The sequence below is a fragment of the Amycolatopsis sp. NBC_01307 genome (genome assembly GCF_035975215.1).
GTDB lineage: Bacteria > Actinomycetota > Actinomycetes > Mycobacteriales > Pseudonocardiaceae > Amycolatopsis.
Genome location: NZ_CP108403.1, coordinates 7,954,131 through 7,974,954, shown reverse-complemented (window position 1 = coordinate 7,974,954; position 20,824 = coordinate 7,954,131). Strand labels below are relative to the sequence as shown.

The following is a 20,824-nucleotide window of genomic DNA, read 5'->3' as shown; positions in this document are numbered from 1 at the left end:
GCCGGTGCTCGATCGGGCAACGGGATACGAGCAAAGTCACGGCGAAAGCCGGTGCTCAGCCCCCGAACCAGGGCTCCTCGACGGTCCGCGGCGGCGCCGACGTCCGGCCGATGCGCAGCTCGGTCGGCAGCGTGATCACCTTCGGCGCGCTCCGCTCGCCCGAGCTGAGCAGCAGCCGTCCGGCCGCCTTGCCCTTCTCGAGCACCGGCTGGTGCACGGTGGTGAGCCCGATCCGCTCGGCTTCGGCGATGCCGTCGAAACCGGTGACGGTCAGGTCCTGCGGCACGCGCAGCCCGCGGCGTTCGGCCTCGGCCATGGCGCCGAGCGCGAGGATGTCGGAGGTGCAGATCACGGCCGTGATCTGCGGGTACGCGTCGAGCAGCTGCCGGGCGGCCGACGCGCCGTCGTCCACCGTGTGGTCGAACCGCTCGACCACCGGGACGCCCGCCCAGTCGACGCCGGCGCCGGAGAAGGCCACGGCGAGCGCTTCGAGCCGGGTGCGCTGGACGTGGAAGTGCGCGCCGCTCTGGCGCGCCGGGGAGACGAAGTCGTCGTTGCGCTCGCGGGCCAGCCGCATGCAGATGACGCCGACCTGCCGGTGGCCGAGGCCGACGAGGTGCTCGGCGATCTTGCCGACCGCCGCCGCGTCGTCCGGGCCGACGCGGTCGATCCCCTCGATGCTCGGCTGGTCGATGATCACCGTCGGCACCGGCCGCTCCAGCACGGCGGCCAGGTGCGGGTCGTCGTCCGGCACGGAGTAGACGACGAAGCCGTCGACGCCCGCGCGGTGCACCGCGGCGACGTCCTCCCGGCCCGGGCTGGCCGGCACCAGGTGGAGGCCGACGCTGGCGTCTTCGCAGGCCAGGGCCAGTCCTTCGAGCACGCCGACGGCGGCGGGGTCGCGGAAGGCGTAGGAGAGGTTCTCGGTGAGCAGCAGCCCGACGGCGCCGGCCCTGCGGGTGCGCAGCGAGCGGGCGACGGGGTCGGGACCGGGGTAACCGAGGCGCCGCGCGGTCTCGAGGACCCGGCGGCGCAGTTCCGGGGACAACTGGTCCGGCCGGTTGTAGGCGTTGGACACCGTGGTCCTGGACACACCGAGCTCCGCCGCGAGCGACGCCAGTGTCGCCTGCCTCCGGGTGCGAATAGGACGTCCCATCAGCAAACCGTAACGGTTCAGATCGTTTTCCTGAAGAGACACCCCGCGTGGTCGATGTCTCGATCCGTATGCACGTCGGCGCATACACCAGCCACGATCGGATTGCCAGGGTGTCATCCGGATGGGGTAAAGTGAATCTGACAACGGTTTCCATTAGCAGTCGTGCATCTCTCGCAGGAGTCCCCGATGAGTTCCCGCCGCACCAGGAGCGCGCTCGCCGCCGCTTCGGCCCTGTCCCTCTTCGCGCTCGCCGCGTGCTCCGGCGGCGGGTCGTCCGGCGCCGACGGCGGCGGCCAGTCCGGCGGTGACGGCAAGATCGAGGTCGTCGCCTCGACAGACGTCTGGGGCAGCGTGGCCAGTGCTGTCGGCGGCGACAAGGTCGAGGTCAAGTCGGTCATCCACGACCCGTCGGCCGACCCGCACTCCTACGAGACGACGGCCGAAGACGCGCTGGCGGCCAAGGACGCGCAGCTGCTGCTGTCCAACGGCGGCGGCTACGACGAGTTCTTCGGCAAGCTCACCGACCAGGCGGGCGACGCGAAGAAGCTCGTCGCCTACGACATCGCCGCGACCGGCGACGAGAACGAGCACGTCTGGTACGACCTGCCGGGCGTCGACAAGGTGGCCGGCCAGGTCGCCGCGCAGCTCGGCGAGCTGCAGCCGGCGTCGAAGCAGCTCTTCACCGACAACGCGACGGCGTTCAAGGCGAAGGTCGACGCGCTGGAGAAGCGCCTCGGCGAGCTGGGCGCGGCGCACCCGGGTGTGAAGGTCGTCGTCACCGAGCCGGTCGCGCACTACCTGCTCCGGAGCGCGAAGCTGACGGACGCGACGCCCAAGGCGTTTTCGGACGCGGTGGAGAACGACACGGACGTCCCGGCGGGCGCGGTCAGCGAGTACAAGCAGCTCATCGCCACCAAGCAGGTCAAGGCGCTGATCAACAACGCCCAGACGGTGACGCCGCTGACCCAGGACGTCGTCGGCCAGGCGAAGGCCGCCGGGATCGGCGTCGTGGACGTGACCGAAACGCTGCCCCAGGGTGTGACGGACTACATTGGCTGGATGACCGGGGAAGTCGATGCACTCGCGAAAGCGTTGAGCTGAGCATGTCCCCCGTCTCCGACGACGTACGCCCCGCGGTCCGGGTCCGCGGCGCGGGTCTCGCGTTCGGTCCCCGGACGCTCTGGTCGGGCCTCGACCTCGTCGTCGAGCCCGGGGAGTTCCTCGCCGTGCTCGGCCCGAACGGCTCCGGCAAGAGCAGCCTGCTCAAGGCGTTGCTCGGCATGCAGGGCCTGTCCGCGGGCACGGTCGAGATCGCCGGCGGCCGTCCGGGCGGCGCGAACCGCAAGGTCGGCTACATCCCGCAGCAGCGCGCGATCGACGAGTCGCTCACGCTGCGCGGCGTCGACCTGGTCGGGCTGGGCCTCGACGGGCACCGCTGGGGCCCGGGCCTGTTCGGCATGGCCGCCCGCCGCCGTCGGGTCGCCGAAGCCATCGAAGCGGTGGGCGCGACGCGGTACGCGAAGCAGCCCGTCGGCCGGCTGTCCGGCGGCGAGCAGCAGCGGCTGCGGGTCGCGCAGGCCCTGGTCGGCGACCCCGAGGTGCTGCTCTGCGACGAGCCGCTGCTGTCACTGGACCTGGCGCACCAGCGCGCGATCAGCGAGCTGATCGACGAGCGGCGCAGCACGTCCGGCACCGCGGTGCTGTTCGTGACGCACGAGATCAACCCGGTGCTGCCCTTCGTCGACCGGGTGTTGTACCTGGTCAACGGCTCCTTCCGGATCGGCAAGCCGGACGAGGTGATGAACACCGAGACGCTGTCGCAGCTGTACGGCGCGCGGGTCGAGGTGCTCGAGGTCGGCGGCCAGATCCACATCGCGGGCTCGCAGAGCTCGCTGTGCGAGGAAGAGCCGCACCACCACGAACACGACGTCGAAGAACAAGTGGGCTGAGTCTTGGATCTGTTCGACTTCGGCAAGACCTGGGAGCTGATCACCGAGCTCGAAGGCGTCCAGACGGCGTTGCTGGCGGCCGCGATCCTCGGGCTGGTGGCCGGGGTGCTGGGCCCGCTGATCGTGATGCGCCGCATGTCGTTCGCCGTGCACGGCACGTCCGAGCTGGCCTTCACCGGCGGCGCGGCGGCGCTGCTGCTGGGCATCGGCGTCGAGTACGGCGCGCTGATCGGCGCGGTCGTCGCGGCCCTGCTGCTGGGCATCCTGGGCGCGCGGGACGCCGACCGCGACTCGGTGATCGGCGTGATCCTCTCGTTCGGTCTCGGCATGGGCGTGCTGTTCCTGTCGTTCTACAAAGGACGGTCGGGCAACAAGTTCGGCATCCTGACCGGCCAGATCATCACCATCGACTCGACGAACCTGACGTTGTTCGTGGTGTCGTCGGTGGTGGTGCTGGCCGTGCTGGCACTGGTCTACCGGCCGCTGCTGTTCGCGTCGGTCGACCGCAACGTGGCGATCGCGCGCGGCGTCCCGGTGAAGACGCTGACGGTGGTGTTCGCGCTGCTGGTGGGCATCTCGACGGCGCTGAGCGTGAAGGTCGTCGGCTCGCTGCTGGTGGTGGCCCTGATGGTGACACCGGCCGCCGCGGCGGCGCGCGTGACGGCGTCTCCGTGGAAGGCGACGGTCCTGGCGATCGTGTTCGCCGAAGTGTCGGCGCTGGGCGGCATCGTGCTGTCGCTGGCCCCGGGCCTGCCGGTGAGCGCGTTCGTCACGGCGATCTCGTTCTTGATCTACGTGGTCTGCCGCCTGATCGCCTGGCGGCGCGACCGTCGGACGCGGGTGCGCGCGGTGACCTCGGCCGCCGAGCTGACCCCGGTCGCCTAACCCAGCATCAGCAGGACCTGCAGCTCTCCGACCAGGAACCCGATCACCCCGCCGACCGCGATCAGCTTCCACTCGTCCTGGCGGAACGCCGGGCGCAGCAGGCCCTCGAACTCCAGCGGTGTCAACGCCAGCATCCGCTGCTCGATCATTTTCGCGACGTCCATCGCCTCGGTCAGGTAGCCCTCGGCGTAGCGCGCCGTGTCCGGCAGCTGCTCCAGCGCCTTCGTCGCGGCCGCGTGCTTCATCTCGCGCAGCCGGGGGCCGCCCACCGTCAGCGTCAGCACCGAGGCCGACATCTGTGTGTCGACCGCCGACGAGACCATCTGCTCCACCATCGCGGCCAAGCGATCCGCGCGCGGGCCGCGCAGGACGGCGTCCAGCAGGTTCTGGACGGTGAGGACCTCGGTCGCGATCAGCTCGCCGTACTGCCGGGCGACCTCGGCGCGGCGGCGCTGGAACTTGCCCTGGAAGATCACCCGGCCGACGCGGACCGGCTCGCGGGGGACGAAGATCAGCTTGATCGCCAGCCAGTCCGTGCACAGCCCGATCACGCCGCCGAAGACCGGCAGCACCCACGGCTCGCGCGTGAACGCCCAGACGATCGTCTGCACCAGGCCCAGCCCGAAGCCGAAGTAGATGCCCATCCGGGCGATGAACGCCATCTCCGGCCGGGACGTCTCGCGGATCAGCCGCACCAGCAGCGCCTTGTCGCGGGTGAGCCGCTGGACCGTCATGTGCTGGACGTCGAGCACCTCGTCGAGGTTCTCGCGGACGTCGTCGAGGAACTCCCGCACCAGCCGCGGCGCCGACGCCTGGACCTGCTTGATCAGCATCTCCTGGGCCAGCGTCGGCATGACCTCCCACAGCCGCGGGTGGTGCTCGGCGAGCACCTCGCGCGCGATGTGGTCGACCGCGCGCAGCAGCGGTTGCTCCAGCTCGCTCGTGATGATCACGGGGTCGATCCGGCCGAAGACCTCTTTCAGGTCGAGCAGGTTCGCCGTCAGCAGCTCGGTCGCGACGGCCGCCATCCGGCCGCCGTGCTTCGGGACGACGCCCTGCCAGCCGAGCAGCGGCGGGACGCCGAGGAACTCCAGCGGCCGGAACATCATCTCGATCGCGACGCGCTTGGTGACGTACCCGATCAGCGCGGCGATGAACGGCATCGCCGCGTACAGCGGCCAATGCAGCGCGAGGTCGGCCAGGACAGCGTCCATCCGACCTCCCTCGCCGTGCCGAGAACGAAACCGTACCGGCTAGCCGAGCAGCGCGAGCACCTGCAGTTCGCCGACGAGACCGCCGATCACCGCGCCCACCGCGATCAGCTTCCACTCGTCCTGGCGGAACGCCGGCCGTAGCAGCTGCTCGAACTCCAGCGCGCTCAGCTTCCGCATCCGGTCCACGATCGTGTTGCGGACGTCGAGCGCGTTGACCGCGTAGTTCTCGGCGTACCGGATCGTCTCCGGGACGCGCTCCGCGGCCTTCGTCGCCGCTGTCTGCTTCATCTCCTGGAACCGCTTGGTGCCGACGGCGATGGCGACGAACGGCTTGACGACGCTCGCCTGCGCGTCGATCGTCTTCTGCACCTCACGCGTGATCATCGCGAAGAGCCTGTCCGACTTCGGCCCGCGCAGCACGGCTTCGAGCAGGTTCGGGATGGTGATGATCTCGCGCGCGATCATGTCGCCGTAGTCGGCGGCCACGACGTCGCGGCGCTTCTGGAACACGCCCTGCCAGGTGTAGAGCCCGAAGAACCGGCGCGGTTCGCGCGGCAGGAAGATCATCTTGAGGGCCAGCCAGTCGGTGAGCCAGCCGATGCCGATGCCGAACAGCGGCAGCACGATCGGCGACTTCGTCAGCGCCCAGACGACGAGCTGCACGCAGCCGAGGATGAACCCGAAGCCGATCCCGGAGCGGGCGATGAACCGCATCTCCGGGCGCGAGATGTCGCGGATCAGCCGGTTCAGCAACGCCTTGTCGCGCACCAGGTTCGTCACGACCATGTGCTTGAGGTCGAGGACGTCCTCGATGTTGTCGGCGATCTCCCGCATGATCTTGGTGATCGCCTTCGGCGCTTCGGCCTGCACGCGCTTGAGCAGCACCTGCTGCGCGGTGTTCGGCAGCACCTCCCACAGCCGCGGCTGGTAGGTCTCCATGACGTCGCGGGTGACGTCCTCGACGACCCGCAGCAGCGGCTGCTCGATCTCCTTCGCCACCTGCTCCGGGTCGAGCCGGGAGAAGATCTCCTTCGGGTCGACGAGGTTCGTCGTCAGCATCTCGGTGGCGGTCGTGGCCATGCGCTCCGCGTTCGCCGGCAGCACGCCCTGCCAGCCGAGGAACGGTCTGACGCCGGTGAACTCGAGGGGCCGGAACATCATCTCGATGGCGACGCGCTTGGTGACGTACCCGATCAGCGCCGCGATGAACGGCATGGTGACGTACACCTGCCAGTGCGTGCCGAAGTCCACGTCCGCACGCTAGCGGCCCGGTGTCAGTGGAGCAGGAGCAGGACCTGCAGCTCGCCGACGAGCCCGCCGATGACCGCGCCGACCGCGATGAGCTTCCATTCGTCCTGCTTGAAGGCCGGACGCAGGATCCCTTCGAACTCGATCGGCGTCAGCTGCCGCATCTTTTCGACGATCGTGTTGCGGACGTCGAGGGCGCCGGTGGCGTAGCTCTCGACGTGTTTCACCGTTTCGGGGAGGTAGGCGATGGCCTTCTCGGCGGCCGCGCGTTTCATCTCCTGGTACTGCTTGCCGCCCATGGTCAGCGCGACCAGTGGTTTGGCGATGCTCGCCTGGGCGTCGATCGTGCGCTGCACCTCGCGGGTGATCAGTGCGAACAGCCTGTCCGCGCGCGGGCCGGTGAGCACGGCCTCCATCACGTTCCGCACGGTCAGCACCTCGTCGGCGATCAGCGCGCCGTAGTCGGCGGCCACCTCCTGACGGCGTTTCTGGAACATGCCCTGCCAGCGGAAGAAGCCGAAGCCGCGGGGCTCGCGCGGGTAGAAGATCATCTTGAGGGCCAGCCAGTCCGTGACGAAGCCCGTGACGAAACCGAAGATCGGCATGATCAGCGGCTCCTTCGTCAGCGCCCAGGCGACGAACTGGACGAGCCCGATCACGAACCCGAAGTAGATCCCCGACCGCGCGATGAACTTGAACTCGGGCGCGGCGACCTCGCGGATCAGCCGGCAGGTGAGCGACTTGTCGCGGACCATGGCGCCGATGAGCATGTCGTTGACGTCGAGGACGTCGTCGATGTTGGTCGAGACCTCGCGCAGGAGCCGCTTGACGACGTCCGGCGCCTGCGCGCGCACCTGGTCGACGAGCAGCCGCTGCGCCCGCGACGGCAGCATCTCCCACAGCCGCGGCTGGTAGGTCTCCATGACTTCCCGCGTGACGTCTTCGACGGCCTTGAGCAGCGGCGTTTCGAGCTCTTTGAGCATTTCCTCCGGATCGAGCCTGGCGAAGATCTCCTGCGGGTCGACGAGGTTGCGGGTCAGCAGATCGACGGCGGTCGTGGCCATCCGCCGCGAGTTGGCCGGGATGACCCCCTGCCAGCCGAGGAACGGCTTGATCCCGGTGAACTCGAGGGGCCGGAACATCATCTCGATGGCGACGCGCTTGGTGACGTAACCGATCAACGCCGCGATGAACGGCATCGTGAGGTACACGTGCCAGTGAGCGCCGATGTCCGCGAGGATCGCCGATGTGTCCAAAGTGGCCTCCCCGCGGCAACCGCTGGTCAACGGAGGTCAGAATGCCATGGGTGACCGGGGGTTCCCAAATTCGTGATGCATCCGTTTGGCGGTACGTCCGGAAGGCCCCTTGCTTACTAAGGTGGCGCGATGGTCGCGCCTGAGAAGCCCCAATCCGCCCCGAAGACCGCCCAGTTCGCCGTGGGCCTCCGCGGCTACAACCAGCGTCAGGTCGACGAACGCATCGCCGAGCTGACCAAGGAGTTCCGCGAGACCGCCCGCAACCGCGACGACGCCGTCGCGACGTCGTCCGATCTCACGAAGGCTCTCGCGTACGCGCAGAAGGAGCTGGCCGAGACGAAGGCCGCCCTCGCGCGGATGAGCTCCAGCCCGTCCGGCGCCGGCGCGATGGCCGAGCGCGTCCGCACGATGATGCAGCTTGCCGAGGAGGAGATCGCCGACCTGCGCTCCGCCGCGGACGCCGACGCGGCCTCGACGCGCGACCAGGCGGACAAGTACGCGCACGAGACCCACCGCACGGCCGACAAGCTGGCGAAGGACGCGGAAGAAGAGCGCGCGCGCCTGCTGAAGGACGCGAAGATCGAGATCGACAAGCTGACCGCGGCGGCGGGCGCCAAGCGGGTGGAGCAGGCGGCGGCGGCCGAGCGGACCCGCAAGGAGGCCGACGCGAAGGCCGAGGCCGCGGCGGCCGCGAAGCGTGCCGACGCGGACCGGGTGGCGTCCGAGGAGCTGGCGAAGAAGAAGCAGGCCTTCGAGCAGGAGGTCGCGCGCAAGAAGCAGGAGACGGAAGCGGCGCTGGCGCAGGCCCGCGACCGCCAGGCGGAGGCGGACCGGAACCGGAAGCTGGCACTGGACCTGCGGACGAAGGTCGCGGAGCGGATCGCGGCGACGGACGTGGCGGTACGCGAGGCGATGAAGCTGCTGGCCCCGGCGGAGGACGCTCCGGCTTCGGCGTCGACTCCGGCGTCGGCGTCGGCGTCGGCGTCGGCTCAGACCCCGGCTTCGGCTCCGGCGAACGGGGACCGCAAGCCGGCTCCGGCGCCTGCCCCCGCCTCGACGCCCGCTGCCAAGCCCCAGGCCCAGGCTGCTCCGGCGCCCGCAGCCAAGGCTCCGGCTCCCGCGCCGGCCGCGAAGGCGTAGTTATCCACATCGGCTCCGGTTGTCCACAGATTTCCGGAGACCCCGTTTTTGCAGGTCAGACCCGATAGACTGGACAGGGGACGCCCCCCAGGGAGTGGTGGGGGCTGCGTGTGGGCCAGAGTGGTGGGCGTGAGCTCACGAGACGGGACCCGCGCATGATCCTCGAGACCGAGCGGGCCGCCGTGTGCGCTTATGCCCGGCGGATGGTCGGTGACGGCCTCGTCGTCGGGACCTCGGGGAACGTCTCCGTGCGCGCCGGGAACCTCGTCGCCGTCACGCCCACCGGCGTCGGCTACTCCGCGATGACCCCCGCCGACATCCCCGTGGTCGATCTCGGCGGGGAGGTCATCGACGGCGAGCTGCAGCCGACCAGTGAGCTGCCGATGCACCTGTCCGTCTACTGGGACGCGCGCGATCCCGACGGCGAGCCGGTGACCGCCGTCGTGCACACGCACTCGCCGCACGCCACCGCCGTGTCGACGCTCGTGCGGGAGGTGCCGCCGATCCACTACATCGTCGCCACCATCGGCCCTTCCGTGCGCGTCGCGCGCTACGCCACCTACGGCACGCCCGAGCTCGCCTCCGCCGTTCTGGAAGCACTCGAAGGGCGCCGTGGCTGCCTGATGGCCAACCACGGCACCCTCACCTTCGGCGACGGCCTCGAAGCCGCTTACCACCGCGCCCAGCAGCTCGAGTGGGCGTGCCGCGTGTGGCTGCTCGCGCAGAGCGCCGGCCGGCCGAGCCTGCTGCCGCCGCCGGAGGTGGCGAACGTCGTCGACCGGTTGCGGGGCTACGGCCAGCGTTAGGACGCCAGCGCGTCGACCGCGTGCACCGCGTCCAGCAGCTCCACGACCGTCGGGTCGTCGACCGCTTCCTTGATGCACTGCCACAGCTGGAGGTTCGCCATCGCCCAGCGCGAGTACGTCGCCGCCGCTTCGGGGTTGTAGAAGTAGTACCCCTCGTCGTGGACGTCGCACTGCTCGCCGACGATCTTGTCCGCCAGCTCCCGCAGGCTCAGGCCGTTCTCGCGCAGGTAGCGGTGCGCGAGCACCACCGGCGTCACCGGCAGCGCCTTGAACAGCGTGTCCGCGTCGCTCAAGGCTTGCGCCTCCAGCGAAATGTCGCGGCCGCGGGTGGCCATCTCGGCTTCGTCGACGATTTCGTCGATCCAGCTCGCCACACCGTCGGCGACGCCGCACTCCGCGAGGATCTCCCCGCGGAGGCCGCTGCCGGCGGCGGCCGGCGAATTGCGGAGCACCAGGTAGTTGACGTCGTGCACCAGCGCGGCCACCTCCACTACGGTGCGGTCGGCGCCGTTGTGCTGGGCGAAGCCGGCCGCCTTCGCGCGGACGAAGCTGACGTGGTGCCAGCCGTGGAACGGCAGCCGCTCGGCGTACTGCCGGCACAGCCGGCGAACCCGGTTTTCGACGGCGTCGAGAGTCACGTTGTCGATCGTGCTTTCCTGCGTACGCATACACCTCTCCGATCCCGGCCGTGGTATTCAGACGGGTGGAGTAATGGTAAGCGTCGCTGACGCCGGTGTGTAGCTAGATGCGGTCCGCCAATTCCCCCAATCGGACCTCGACCGGAACGTGACGATGGCCGATTCCGCTGGTCGGATCGTAGGAAAGGCTGAACGTGCTCACCGGACGTGATTTCACGAGGAAGGTCATCGTGCCGGGGGCCGCTTCGGGAATCCGGTGGTATTCGTCGGCCAGCATGGTGGCGCAGGCCCCGGCCTGGCACAACGTCCGGCGGCGCAGGTGCGCGGAGTCGATCAAGCCGGTGCCGGGATCGTGGGTCGTCTCGTACCTTTCGTGGAGGTAGCTGCCCCGGAGAATGGTGGTGCAGAAGTGGTACCTGTGGTTGTGCACGGAATCCGCGTACCCCTCCCGCCAGTCCTGCTGCGGCTTGTATTCGTGCAGCCAGAAGGAAAACGGGTCGGTCGGCGAATCGAGCAGGCACCACGCGAAATGGGTCGTGGTTTCCCGGGACGAGCGCAGCAGTTTCGCGGCCTGCGCGGCGGACAGTGAGCGGAGCTGCGAGCGCAGCTCCTCCCGCAGCTCGGGGTGGTCGGCCCACGACCGGAACCAGGTCTCGACCGTGCGCCAGTCGACGGCGAGCGGGAACCCGGCCGTGCGCAGGCGCGTGGCCAGTTCGGTGAGCGGGGACAGGCGGGTGAGCAAGGTCAGCTCCCTAGCTCGGCGACTTCGGAGAACTCCGTGCGGAAGGCGTGGAACTTGCTTTCCAGCTCACGGAACTGCTCCTCGGACAACGGGGATCCGGTGATCTTTTCGAACAGCGCCAGGAAATCCGCCCGCGTCGTCGCGGACGTGATGCGGAAGTGGCGGCCGGTCCGGGACTGCGAGACGCGCACGAACTCGGCGCGCTCCATGTTGTAGAGGAAGGAACCCTCGGTGAACCGCAGGGACCGCGGGTACAGCTTGGTGGCGCCGCGCACGTCGCTGTAGAGCGACATCCACACGCTGTCGTCGAACATCTCGAGCCGGTCCAGCGGCGGGTCGGCGATCACGGTGATGTCGACCTGCGCGCAGCGGCTGCGCGCCAGGAAGAGGCCCACCAGCCCGATCCGGATCTCTTCGTCGAGCCGGGTCTGGATCTGTTCGTAGTCGACGTCGCCCGCCTCGCGGCGGAGCAGGTAGCGGGCGCGCCCGCTGATCGAGCTCGCGTCACGCGGATCGGCGATCACGGCCCGCAGTTCGCGTTCCGTGCGGGAAAGCAACAGGCGGGCGGCGGCGTGCCGCCCGGAGAAGCCGCGGAAGAAGTACTGCCGGGTCGCGTCGAGGTCGGCCATCAGCGCGCGGTTGAACGCGGGGTCGGGATCGGTCGTCGCCTCGAACACGTCGGTGGGGAAGAACTCCTTGTTCAGCGCGCGGTATTCGGCGCTGAGGTCCTCCAGCGCGCGCCTGCTCTCTTCGATCACCGGGGTCACCAGCGCCCGCTGCGAGGCGCTGGCGGTGATCAAGCTGGTGCCGAACCCCACGATCGCGGAGATCAGGGTGCCGGTGCCCAGCGACGTCACCAGGTTCTTCCCGGTGCCGGGTTCCATCAAGCCGGCCAGCCACAGGCTGAGACCGGCGACCACCACGAGTACCGTGAGCAGCAGGCTCGTCCTGGTCCAGAAGATCTCCTGCAGTGGGGTACGGCGGAGGCGTCCGCCTTCCGCGGCCACGTGCTTCACCTCCCTCGAATCACCCGAACAGACGAATGCGTAAAGTGTCGGTTCGAGTGCGGGGAGTCACTTTACGCGCGTCTCGGGGACCGCGAAATAAGAGATTCGGGGGACAGGCGGAGGCCCCGGACGTCACTCTCGGCAATAATTCACCGAATTGCCGGGTTTTCGGAAAATACCGCTAAACCTGGGGTTCCAGGGTGGCCGGCAGGCCGGTTTCGTACCAGCCGGCCCCCGGTGCGACCGTCATCAGGAAGTCCACGACCGCCGGCGCGGGCGCGGGGTGGATCTCCGGGTGGTCGCGTTCACCGCGCGCGGGATCGACGGGCCAGGCGAGCCGTTCGACGTCGAGGGAGAACTCCCCGCCGGCCCCCGTGCGGTTGCCGCGGGCGTCGAGGCGCGACCACTTGCCGTGCAGGTACACCGCGTTCAGCCCGTGCAGCGCGGACAGCTCCTGGTAGCAGAAACCGGCCGGGATCCCTTGCGCCCGAAGCAAAGCGGCCAGCAGGTGCGCCTTGGCGTAGCAGATCCCGACGCGTTCGCGCAGCACGTCCGACGCCCGCCAGGTGACCCGCGGGTCGGCGGCGTCGACGACGTGGTCGACCTCGTCCCGCACGAACCGGAACGCGGCTTCGGCGTACCCGGCCGGGCTGTCCGTCAGGGGTCTGAGCGCGTCGGCTCGTTCGCGGATCGACGGGTGGCCGTGATCGATGACGGCGTCGGCCGCGAGGTAGTCGCTCAGCCGAACGGACGTGGGCGACGGCACGAAACTCATCCGGCCATCGTGCCAGGCTCGGCCATTCGGGCGAGACCTGTTTTCGGTGCCGGACACGCTCCGCGTTCCCCGGTTACGGAAGGTAAAACTCGGGCGGGAAGCCCGTCCAGCGCAGTGCGGGCGGGAGATGACCTTGGTCGTTGTACGCCAGCAGTGCGGCGGGCCGCCCCGGCACGTAGCGGATGACGGTCAGCGCCGCGTTGCCGTGGTTGAGGGCGAGCCACCGCCACGGCGGTGCGTCCTGCGACGCGCGCACGAGCCAGGAGATGAGGTAGTTGTGCGTGACGACGAGGTCGAACCGCGCCTCGTTCCCGGGAACGGGCCCGGTGAACCGCCGTTCGGCCTCGGCGGCGAGCTCCTCGTCGGCGGGCGGCAGCTGCCGGGTGAAGGCGAGCAGCCGGTCGGCGGACGTCTCGGGCAGTTCCTCGCGCTTCGGCAGGTAGGGCACGAAGTCGCCGGCCGCTTCTTCGACGTGGAGCGGAACGCCGGGCAGCTGGTCCCCGATGATCGCCGCGGTGAGCGCGGCCCGCCCGAGCGGCCCGTGGTGGATGGCGGCGACGGGCAGCTCGCGCAACCGCCGTCCGAGCAGAACCGCCTGCTGCTGCCCGGCTTCGGTGAGCCCGGCCTCGTCGGGGGTCGCTTCGCCGTGCCGGGTGAGGAGGAGGTAGCGCGCAGCCAGCACGTGGTTCACCCGAGGGGCACGAGCGAGCCCTGGGGGCCCTGGCGCGGCACGAACTGGGCGAGCAGCCGCAGCGGCGCGGAGTGGGCGGACAGGACGATCGAGGCGAACGGCGTGATCGTGTGCTCGTGGCCGCTGTTGGTGTGCAGGTGGACGCTGACGTGCACGTTGCGGTCGGCGGGGATCTCGAAGGTCACCGAGCCCCAGGAGACCACGTACTGCCTTCCGTCGACGCTGGCGATCGGGGCGTAGGCGCGGACGGTGTGGGCCACGTGGGGGATTTCCAGGGTGAGCAGCCGTCTCGGGCCGGTGTGGTGGTCCACGTAGGGGATCACGCCTGGGATGTTGTCCAAGTCGGTCATCCCCGCCACCTCCTTACGGCTTTCGATCATGCTGCCATGGCTGTTGGTTCTCTGCCGTGGCTCCACCGACCCGAACGCCGGATCGTCCAACGGCCGCCTGGGCGGCTGTTTATCGGTTCGATGGGGGCGGGCTGGTCTTGGTTCCTTCTTGCGCCTTAGAACTGGTAGTACAAGAACGGGCTGAATGTGCCCGTTGCTATCAAGATGGCCGCGTAGATCAAGCCCACCGTCATCACGCCGATGCGTAGCGCTGTTGCCGGGCGGCTTCTGGACGACTCCAGTAGGGGGCCTGTCACCGGGTGGGCCGGTAGTGCGAATACCGCCAGGGCCGCCAATAGCAGGACCAGGCGTTGGTTGGTGAACGCCTGTTCCACTCCTGCGCCCAGGCCGTCGAAGTCGGGGATCAGCATGTGGCCGATCATCGCCAGTGCGTGGCCGATGTCCTGGGAGCGGAAGAAGACCCAGCCGAACACCACCAACAGCATCGTCAGGGCCCTGCGTAGGTAGCGCTGGCGGGGGTTTGCGGGGTTCAGGTCCAGGCCGAAGCGGCGCTCTATCACCAGTAGCGCTCCGTGGTAGCAGCCCCACACCAGGAACGTCCACTGCGCGCCGTGCCAGAAGCCTGTCAGGACGAACACCACGCAGAGGTTGCGGTACGTCTTGCCCGCTCCGTGACGGTTGCCGCCCAGGGGGATGTAGACGTAGTCGCGGAACCAGCGGGACAGGCTCATGTGCCAGCGGCGCCAGAACTCCGTGATCGTCACCGACGAGTACGGCCTGGCGAAGTTCTCCGGGAGGCGGAAGCCCAGCATGCGGCCCAGGCCGATCGCCATGTCCGAATAGCCCGAGAAGTCGAAGAACAGCTGCAACGTGTAGCCGATCGCGCCGAGCCACGCCGTCGCGAACGTCATCTGGTCCGGTGGCACCTTGAAACACGCCTCGACCAGCGGGCTCAGGGAGTCCGCGATGATCGTCTTCTTGCACAGGCCCAGCGCGAACCGGGGGAAGCCCGCCGCGATGTCGTCCAGGCGGTGCGAACGCAGCTGGGGCAGCTGGTCGGCGATCTCGCGGTAGCGGACGATCGGGCCGGCCACCAGCTGCGGGAACATCGCGATGTACGCGGCGAACGACACCGGGTTGCGCAGCGCCGGCCGCTCGCCGCGGTAGATGTCGACCACGTACGAGATGTGGTGGAACGTGTAGAACGAGATGCCGATCGGCACCACCAGGCTCGCGACCGGCAGGCTGCCGCCGAACCAGTGCGAGACGGCGGCGATCTGCTGCGTCGCGAACCCGGCGTACTTCCAGATCAGCAGGACGCCGACGTCGAGCGAGACGACGGCGATGAGGATCCGCCGCCGCCGGACGCCCTGGACGTCCCACGGGCTCGCCTCCAGCAGCGGCCCGGCCATGAAGTTGACGACCATGCAGCCGAGCAGCAGGAACACGAACGGCCCGGCGCCGATCGTGTAGAACAGCAGGCTGCCGACCGCGATGATGCCGTTGCGCCAGGTCCGCGGGCACACCAGGACGGCGATGAGCACCGCCGGCATGAAGTACCACAGGAACAGTGGCGAAACGAATGACATCGGTGGTCAGGTCCCCTCGGTTTATCCGATGGTGACCTTAACCCGAGTGGGTGGTTCCTCGTCGTGAAGGTGGGTCGTGGAGGCGGGGCTCAGATCCGTCCGGCGAGACGACGGCGCCGCGCCACCTCGGCCAGCAGCACACCGGCCGCCACCGACGCGTTCAACGACTCCACGCCCGCCGCCATCGGGATCGACACGGTCGCGTCGCACGTCTCGCGCACCAAGCGCGACAGGCCGCGGCCCTCCGAGCCCAGCACGATGACCAGCGGGTCCGCCGCCAGCTCCAGCCCGTCGATCTCGACCGAGCCGTCCGCGTCCAGGCCGACCAGCATCAGGCCCTCGTTGGCCCACGACTTCAGCTGGCGCGTGAGGTTGGTCGCGACCGCGATCGGCAGCTTCGCCGCCGTGCCCGCGCTCGTGCGCCACGCCACCGCCGTCATGCCCGCGCTGCGCCGCTCCGGCAGCAGCACGCCGTGGGCGCCGAACGCGGCCGCCGAGCGGATCACCGCGCCGAGGTTGCGCGGGTCGGTGACGCCGTCGAGCGCGACGAACAGGGGCACCTCGCCCGAGTTGCGCGCCGCCGCCATCAGGTCGTCCGGGTGGGCGTACTCGAACGGCGGGACCTGCAGGCCCAGGCCCTGGTGCACGGCCCGGTTCGTCTTGCGGTCCAGCTCCTCGCGCGGGATCTCCAGGATCGAGATGCCCTTGTCGCCGGCCAGCCGGACGGCGTCGTTCACGCGGTCGTCGATCTCGATGTTGATCGCGACGTACAGCGCGGTCGCCGGGACGTCCGCGCGCAGCGCCTCGACCACCGGGTTGCGCCCGGCGATCAGTTCCGGCTTGTCGGCCTTCTTCTGCCGCGCCTGGTCGCGCTTGGTCTGGGCGTTGTTCTGGCGGTAGGCCTTGTGCCCGGGACGGTCCTCCGCCTTCGGGGTCGGGCCCTTGCCTTCGAGGGCCTTGCGGCGCTGTCCGCCGGAACCGACGACGGCACCCTTCTTGGTGCCCGTCTTGCGGATGGCGCCCTGGCGCCGGGAGTTGCCTGCCATGCTGAAAAGTCCTTGCGGTTATGGAGAACGGCTCAGTCGGACTTGACTGTCCACTGTGGACCGTTAGGGGTGTCCTCCACCACGATGCCCGCCTGCTGGAGGCGGTCACGGGCGGCGTCCGCGCGGGCGAAGTCCTTCTCGGCCCGGGCCTGCTGGCGCTCGGCCAGCAGATCCTTGACGAGGAAGTCCAGCGCCTCTTTGGTGGGCGTTTCGGAACCGCCCGCCTCGGACCAGCGCGCGGACAGCGGGTCGAGGCCGAGCACGTCGGTCATCGCGCGCACGGCGGCGGCGAGTTCGAGTGCCTTGGAGGTGTCGCCCGCGTCGAGGGCGGCGTTACCGTCCCGCACCGTGGTGTGGACCACGGCGAACGCCTGCGGGGTGGCGAGGTCGTCGTCCATCGCGGCGGCGAACCCGGCCGGGATCGTGCCGATCCCCACCTCGCCGGAAGAAGTGGCGCGACGCAGGAACGTCTCGATCCGCCGGTAGCCCTGCGCGGCTTCCGAGACCGCGCCGTCGGAGTACTCGATCTTGGACCGGTAGTGCGGCTGCATCAGGTAGTAGCGCAGCTCGGCCGCCCGGTATCGCTCCAGCATCGCGGGGATCGTCACGGTGTTGCCCAGCGACTTCGACATCTTCTCGCCGGACATGGTCACCCAGTCGTTGTGCAGCCAGTAGCGGGCGAACGGGTCGCCGGCGGCGTTCGACTGCGCGCGCTCGTTTTCGTGGTGCGGGAAGACCAGGTCGCGCCCGCCGCCGTGGATGTCGAACTCCGCGCCGAGGTAGGCCGTGGCCATCGCCGAGCACTCGAGGTGCCAGCCCGGCCGGCCGTCGCCCCACGGCGTCGGCCACGACGGCTCGCCCGGCTTCGCGGACTTCCACAGCGTGAAGTCGTGCGGGTCCCGCTTGCCGCGGGCCGGCGTCTCGCCCTGCTGGACGTCCTCGAGGACCTGGCCGGACAGCTTGCCGTAGTCGTCGAACGACTTCACCGAGAAGTAGACGTCGCCGTCCACGGCGTAGGCGTGCCCCTGGTCGATCAGCCGCTGCATCAGCTCGACCATCTGGGTGACGTGCCCGGTCGCGCGCGGGTTGATCGACGGCGGGAGGCAGCCGAGCTGCTCGTAGGCCTGCTCGAAGGCGCGCTCGTGCGTCGCCGCCCATTCCCACCAGGGGCGATCCGCGGCCGCGGCCTTGGTCAGGATCTTGTCGTCGATGTCCGTGACGTTGCGGACCAGCAGCACGTCCAGTCCACTGTGGACGAGCCAGCGGCGCAGGACGTCGTAGTTCAGGGCGCCGCGGATGTGCCCGATGTGCGGCACGCCCTGCACGGTGGCACCACACACGTAGATCGACGCCGTTCCGCTACGGGCGGGCTGGAACTCCCGCACGCTCCGGGTCGCTGTGTCGAAAAGGTGTAGGGCCACCCTGAAAGGGTACGGGGTGGGCGTGAGCGAGGTCGCAGGCGCCTAGCTGGGCTCTTGCCCGACACCGAACGCGCTCAGCGCCGTGAGCAGGGCGTCCGGCCGCTGCGCCGTCGGCAGCGGGTCGACCAGCGCGAACTCGCAGCCGAGCGCGCGGGCCCCGCCGTCGGCCTCTTCGCTGTCGCCGACCATCAGGGTCTCGGTGGCCGGGACGCCGAGCGCCTGCACGGCCCGGCGGAAGATCTCCAGCTCCGGCTTGATCGCCCCGACCTCGAAGGACAGGACGAACTCGTCGACGTAGGCGTCCCAGCCGCGGGCGGTGAACGCGGGCCGGATGTCGAAGGCGATGTTGCTCAGGACGCCGACCTTGAGCCCCTGCTCGGACGCCGCCTTGAGCGCGGCCTCGGTGTCCGGGTAAGGCGTCCACTGGCTGGGATCGATCAGCCGGTCGTACAGCGCGACGGCCTGCTCGGGCCGCGGCACGCCGGACTTCTTGAGGACCTCCAGGTACACCTTCCGGTGCAGCACCGGGTCGCGGTCGCGGTGGTGCCAGGCGTGCTGGTGGTCGGCGTCCAGCTCGACGACCTGGCCGACCGGCGCCGTCATCCGGCGCATCAGCTCGGCCTGGGCCTCGATGTCGAGCGGCGTGCCCACGTGGTCGGTCAGTTCGGTGAGCCAGGTCTCGTCCTGCTCGAGCCGGAAAAGTGTGCCGGAATAGTCGAACAACACCGCCCTGATCGTCATGGGTTCAGCCTAACGGGATCGTCAGGCCGAATGCCCTGTGATGTGTTCGGGAACAACGCGGACGAGCACGCGCACGACGTCGGCCGGCTCGGGCGGGAAGGCCTCGCCGATGTACTTGTGGGCCAGCTCGTCGTTCAGCTCGGGGCCGCCTTCGACGGTGACCTCGGCCCGCCCGCGGATTTCGACGTAGTTCTCCGGATCGGCCAGGTCGAAGACGGAGAGCGACACGCGGGGGTCGCGGCGGATGTTGCGTTCCTTCCGCCGGCCCTGGACGGTCACGAAGACCACGGTGTCGCCGTCGCGGCGCGCCCAGACGACCGAGCTCTGCGGCGAGCCGTCGGCGTTGGTGGTGGCGACGACGGGGTAGTTCTTCCCGTCGAGGAGCGCCTTGGTCGCGTCGTTGAATGTCACACCCATGGTCCGGACCCTATTTGACGTTGCCCGCGATCTTCTCGACGTGCAGGCGGACGATCACCCGTTCGACGTCGCCGCCCTCCGCGGGCGGGTCCTCGCCGAGGTACTTGTGGCTCAGCGTCTTCGGCAGCGTCTTGCCCGGGTCGGGGGTGAGCGTCACCGTGCCGCGCAGCTGCGTGTGCCGGTAGGGGTTGCCGGCGTCGGTGATCGACACGCCGACGCGGGGGTCGCGCCGCAGGTTGCGGACCTTCCGGCGGTCTTCGGTGGCGCTGAACACGAGGTCGCCGCCGTCGAGGCCGATCCAGACGACGGAGGTCTGCGGGCTGCCGTCGGGGTCGAGCGTGGCGACGGTGGCGAAGTTCCTGCCGTCGACGAGCGCGCGGACGGCGTCGGGGAGAGTGAGGGCCATGTCACGCCGAACATGCTCGGGCGGCGAGGCTATTCCGCTGCGCGGGCGGCTGCGCGGCCGCGGTCATTTCGGAACGACCTCCGCCGAGCAAGGCAGCCCCGCCGGAAAGCACCCCCCACCCTCTCCGGGGGACCGGCCCCGCTTCCAGCGTATCGGGACCCTCCGACGAAAAGCGGGAAACGTCACAGGTAGGGCCTCGTTGTCCACATCTCGGCCCGGCTGTGGACAACCCGGGCGGCGGGGCTATTCCGCCGTCAGCAGCAGTGCTGTGGCGAAGGCCGCGATGCCTTCGCCGCGGCCGGTGAGGCCCAAGCCGTCGGATGTGGTGCCGGAGACACTCACCGGGCCGCCGACGGCCTCCGAGAGCACCTTCTGCGCCTCTTCGCGCCGCTTGCCCACGCGGGGGGCGTTGCCGACGATCTGGACCGTCGCGTTCGCGACGCGCCAGCCCTCGGCCTCGATCAGGCCGCGGACCTCGGCGAGCATGTCGGCGCCGTGCGCGCCGTCCATCCGGGGGTCGCCGGTGCCGAACACCGCGCCGAGGTCGCCCAGGCCGGCCGCGGACAGGAGCGCGTCGCACAGGGCGTGCGCCGCGACGTCGCCGTCCGAGTGGCCCGCGCAGCCGTCGACGCCCGGCCAGCTCAGCCCGGCGATCCAGCACTCGCGGCCCGCCTCGATCGGGTGGACGTCCACCCCGTTGCCGATCCTCACAGCGTCTCCTCCGTGCTCGGTGCCGCCGCGATCGCCTCGGCCAGGGAAAGTTCGAAGTCGGTGGTGACGCGCATCGCGTCCGGGTGCCCCGGCACGGTCGCCGCGCCCTCGGGGAACGCCGCCTCGAGGTCCGCCGCGCGGAAGGCGTCGAGGGTGTAGCCGACCGGGGTCTGGGCGGTGCGCAGCCGCGTGCGGTCCTCGGTGCCGACGATCAGCTCGGCCGCGTCGGTCACCTTCACCGTGTCGGCCATCGGGAGCACCGGGACGACGACGGGATTCGCGCTACTGACCGCGGTGATCACGTCACGCACCGTTTGCGCAGGAATGAAGGCCCGCAAGGCGTCATGGAGGAGTAGAACGGAGTCACGGGAAAGTTCGGGCTCGACGACGGCGAAGGCCTGCCGGAGCGAACCGGGGACGACCCGGCACGAGAGATCCTCGAGGACCTGTGAATAGACTTGCGCACACCGCTGGGGGGCCGCCACGAGAACCAGATCGATCTCCGGTACTGCCAGCAGCCCCCGCACGGTGTGCGTGAGTAGCGCTTCACCACGGACCGGCGTGAGAGCGAGCTCTCCGTCGGAGGCGTGGTGTGCGACGGTCACGATCACGGCGACGTTCATCGGTTCGCGATCG

The 20,824-nt window shown here is 69.7% G+C and carries 23 protein-coding genes; 5 read left to right on the top strand and 18 right to left on the bottom strand.

Translation table 11 applies throughout. From position 1 onward, the window contains the following. Positions 1–55: 55 nt before the first annotated feature. Positions 56–1,156, bottom strand: a complete 1,101-nt coding sequence (locus tag OG439_RS34970; RefSeq protein ID WP_247058770.1) for a LacI family DNA-binding transcriptional regulator — start codon at positions 1,154–1,156, stop codon at positions 56–58. Positions 1,157–1,342: 186 nt separating this feature from the next. Between OG439_RS34970 and OG439_RS34965 the strand changes: the two genes are divergently transcribed. The 3 genes from OG439_RS34965 to OG439_RS34955 are packed head-to-tail and all read left to right on the top strand — an operon-like array spanning position 1,343 to position 3,990. Continuing rightward, positions 1,343–2,257, top strand: coding sequence for a metal ABC transporter solute-binding protein, Zn/Mn family (locus OG439_RS34965; protein WP_326944903.1), 915 nt, complete (start codon positions 1,343–1,345; stop codon positions 2,255–2,257). Between the two features lie 2 nt (positions 2,258–2,259). Further along, on the top strand, positions 2,260–3,105 hold the full coding sequence (locus OG439_RS34960; RefSeq protein ID WP_326944902.1) for a metal ABC transporter ATP-binding protein: 846 nt from the start codon (positions 2,260–2,262) through the stop codon (positions 3,103–3,105). A 3-nt stretch (positions 3,106–3,108) separates the two neighbouring features. Then, a complete protein-coding gene (locus tag OG439_RS34955) occupies positions 3,109–3,990 on the top strand; it encodes a metal ABC transporter permease (RefSeq protein WP_247058767.1) in 882 nt (293 codons plus the stop codon). Here the strand turns inward: OG439_RS34955 and OG439_RS34950 are convergent. From OG439_RS34950 to OG439_RS34940, 3 genes are read right to left on the bottom strand one after another with little or no spacing between them, the layout of a single operon-like run. Further along, positions 3,987–5,204 carry a DUF445 domain-containing protein gene (locus OG439_RS34950; protein WP_326944901.1) on the bottom strand — a complete coding sequence of 406 codons (1,218 nt, stop codon included), beginning with the start codon at positions 5,202–5,204 and terminating at the stop codon, positions 3,987–3,989. The two genes, OG439_RS34955 and OG439_RS34950, sit on opposite strands and share 4 nt — an antisense overlap. 39 nt (positions 5,205–5,243) lie before the next feature. Further along, a complete protein-coding gene (locus tag OG439_RS34945) occupies positions 5,244–6,419 on the bottom strand; it encodes a DUF445 domain-containing protein (protein WP_326951689.1) in 1,176 nt (391 codons plus the stop codon). Between the two features lie 59 nt (positions 6,420–6,478). After that, a complete protein-coding gene (locus tag OG439_RS34940; RefSeq protein ID WP_326944900.1) occupies positions 6,479–7,708 on the bottom strand; it encodes a DUF445 family protein in 1,230 nt (409 codons plus the stop codon). A gap of 129 nt (positions 7,709–7,837) precedes the next feature. On the opposite strand from OG439_RS34940, the gene OG439_RS34935 reads away from it, so the two are divergent. After that, the gene (locus tag OG439_RS34935; protein ID WP_326944899.1) at positions 7,838–8,848 is read left to right on the top strand and encodes a hypothetical protein; all 1,011 of its coding nucleotides are present in this window, start codon (positions 7,838–7,840) and stop codon (positions 8,846–8,848) included. 155 nt (positions 8,849–9,003) lie between these two features. Beyond that, positions 9,004–9,654, top strand: a complete 651-nt coding sequence (locus tag OG439_RS34930; protein ID WP_326944898.1) for a class II aldolase/adducin family protein — start codon at positions 9,004–9,006, stop codon at positions 9,652–9,654. Here the strand turns inward: OG439_RS34930 and OG439_RS34925 are convergent. The 14 genes from OG439_RS34925 to OG439_RS34860 form a co-directional block, all read right to left on the bottom strand. Then, positions 9,651–10,322: an HD family phosphohydrolase gene (locus OG439_RS34925; RefSeq protein WP_326944897.1), complete on the bottom strand. Its 672-nt coding sequence runs from the start codon at positions 10,320–10,322 to the stop codon at positions 9,651–9,653. The two genes, OG439_RS34930 and OG439_RS34925, sit on opposite strands and share 4 nt — an antisense overlap. Before the next feature lie 73 nt (positions 10,323–10,395). Beyond that, positions 10,396–11,034, bottom strand: a complete 639-nt coding sequence (locus OG439_RS34920) for a hypothetical protein (protein ID WP_326944896.1) — start codon at positions 11,032–11,034, stop codon at positions 10,396–10,398. Positions 11,035–11,036: 2 nt separating this feature from the next. After that, positions 11,037–12,050: a hypothetical protein gene (locus tag OG439_RS34915; protein ID WP_326944895.1), complete on the bottom strand. Its 1,014-nt coding sequence runs from the start codon at positions 12,048–12,050 to the stop codon at positions 11,037–11,039. Positions 12,051–12,222: 172 nt separating this feature from the next. Then, entirely contained in the window at positions 12,223–12,816 is a 594-nt protein-coding gene (locus tag OG439_RS34910) for a transglutaminase domain-containing protein (RefSeq protein ID WP_326944894.1), read from the bottom strand. Positions 12,817–12,889: 73 nt separating this feature from the next. Next, positions 12,890–13,498, bottom strand: coding sequence for a histidine phosphatase family protein (locus tag OG439_RS34905; protein WP_326944893.1), 609 nt, complete (start codon positions 13,496–13,498; stop codon positions 12,890–12,892). A 5-nt stretch (positions 13,499–13,503) separates the two neighbouring features. Continuing rightward, positions 13,504–13,857, bottom strand: a complete 354-nt coding sequence (locus OG439_RS34900) for a hypothetical protein (RefSeq protein ID WP_326944892.1) — start codon at positions 13,855–13,857, stop codon at positions 13,504–13,506. A gap of 155 nt (positions 13,858–14,012) precedes the next feature. Further along, on the bottom strand, positions 14,013–15,446 hold the full coding sequence (locus OG439_RS34895) for an MBOAT family O-acyltransferase (protein WP_326944891.1): 1,434 nt from the start codon (positions 15,444–15,446) through the stop codon (positions 14,013–14,015). 89 nt (positions 15,447–15,535) lie between these two features. After that, complete coding sequence (rlmB, locus tag OG439_RS34890; RefSeq protein ID WP_247058755.1) at positions 15,536–16,492, bottom strand: 23S rRNA (guanosine(2251)-2'-O)-methyltransferase RlmB; 957 nt, start codon at positions 16,490–16,492, stop codon at positions 15,536–15,538. Positions 16,493–16,524: 32 nt separating this feature from the next. Then, on the bottom strand, positions 16,525–17,913 hold the full coding sequence (gene cysS / locus OG439_RS34885) for a cysteine--tRNA ligase (RefSeq protein ID WP_326944890.1): 1,389 nt from the start codon (positions 17,911–17,913) through the stop codon (positions 16,525–16,527). 42 nt (positions 17,914–17,955) lie between these two features. Continuing rightward, entirely contained in the window at positions 17,956–18,654 is a 699-nt protein-coding gene (locus OG439_RS34880) for an HAD family hydrolase (protein ID WP_326944889.1), read from the bottom strand. Positions 18,655–18,675: 21 nt separating this feature from the next. Then, positions 18,676–19,071 (bottom strand): PPOX class F420-dependent oxidoreductase, encoded by a 396-nt coding sequence (locus tag OG439_RS34875; RefSeq protein ID WP_326944888.1) that lies wholly within the window; start codon positions 19,069–19,071, stop codon positions 18,676–18,678. Between the two features lie 10 nt (positions 19,072–19,081). Next, the gene (locus OG439_RS34870; protein WP_247058751.1) at positions 19,082–19,477 is read right to left on the bottom strand and encodes a PPOX class F420-dependent oxidoreductase; all 396 of its coding nucleotides are present in this window, start codon (positions 19,475–19,477) and stop codon (positions 19,082–19,084) included. Between the two features lie 243 nt (positions 19,478–19,720). Next, positions 19,721–20,188: a 2-C-methyl-D-erythritol 2,4-cyclodiphosphate synthase gene (ispF, locus tag OG439_RS34865; protein ID WP_326944887.1), complete on the bottom strand. Its 468-nt coding sequence runs from the start codon at positions 20,186–20,188 to the stop codon at positions 19,721–19,723. Then, positions 20,185–20,811, bottom strand: coding sequence for an IspD/TarI family cytidylyltransferase (locus OG439_RS34860; protein WP_326944886.1), 627 nt, complete (start codon positions 20,809–20,811; stop codon positions 20,185–20,187). Before OG439_RS34860 ends, ispF begins: the two co-directional genes overlap by 4 nt. Positions 20,812–20,824: the final 13 nt, after the last annotated feature.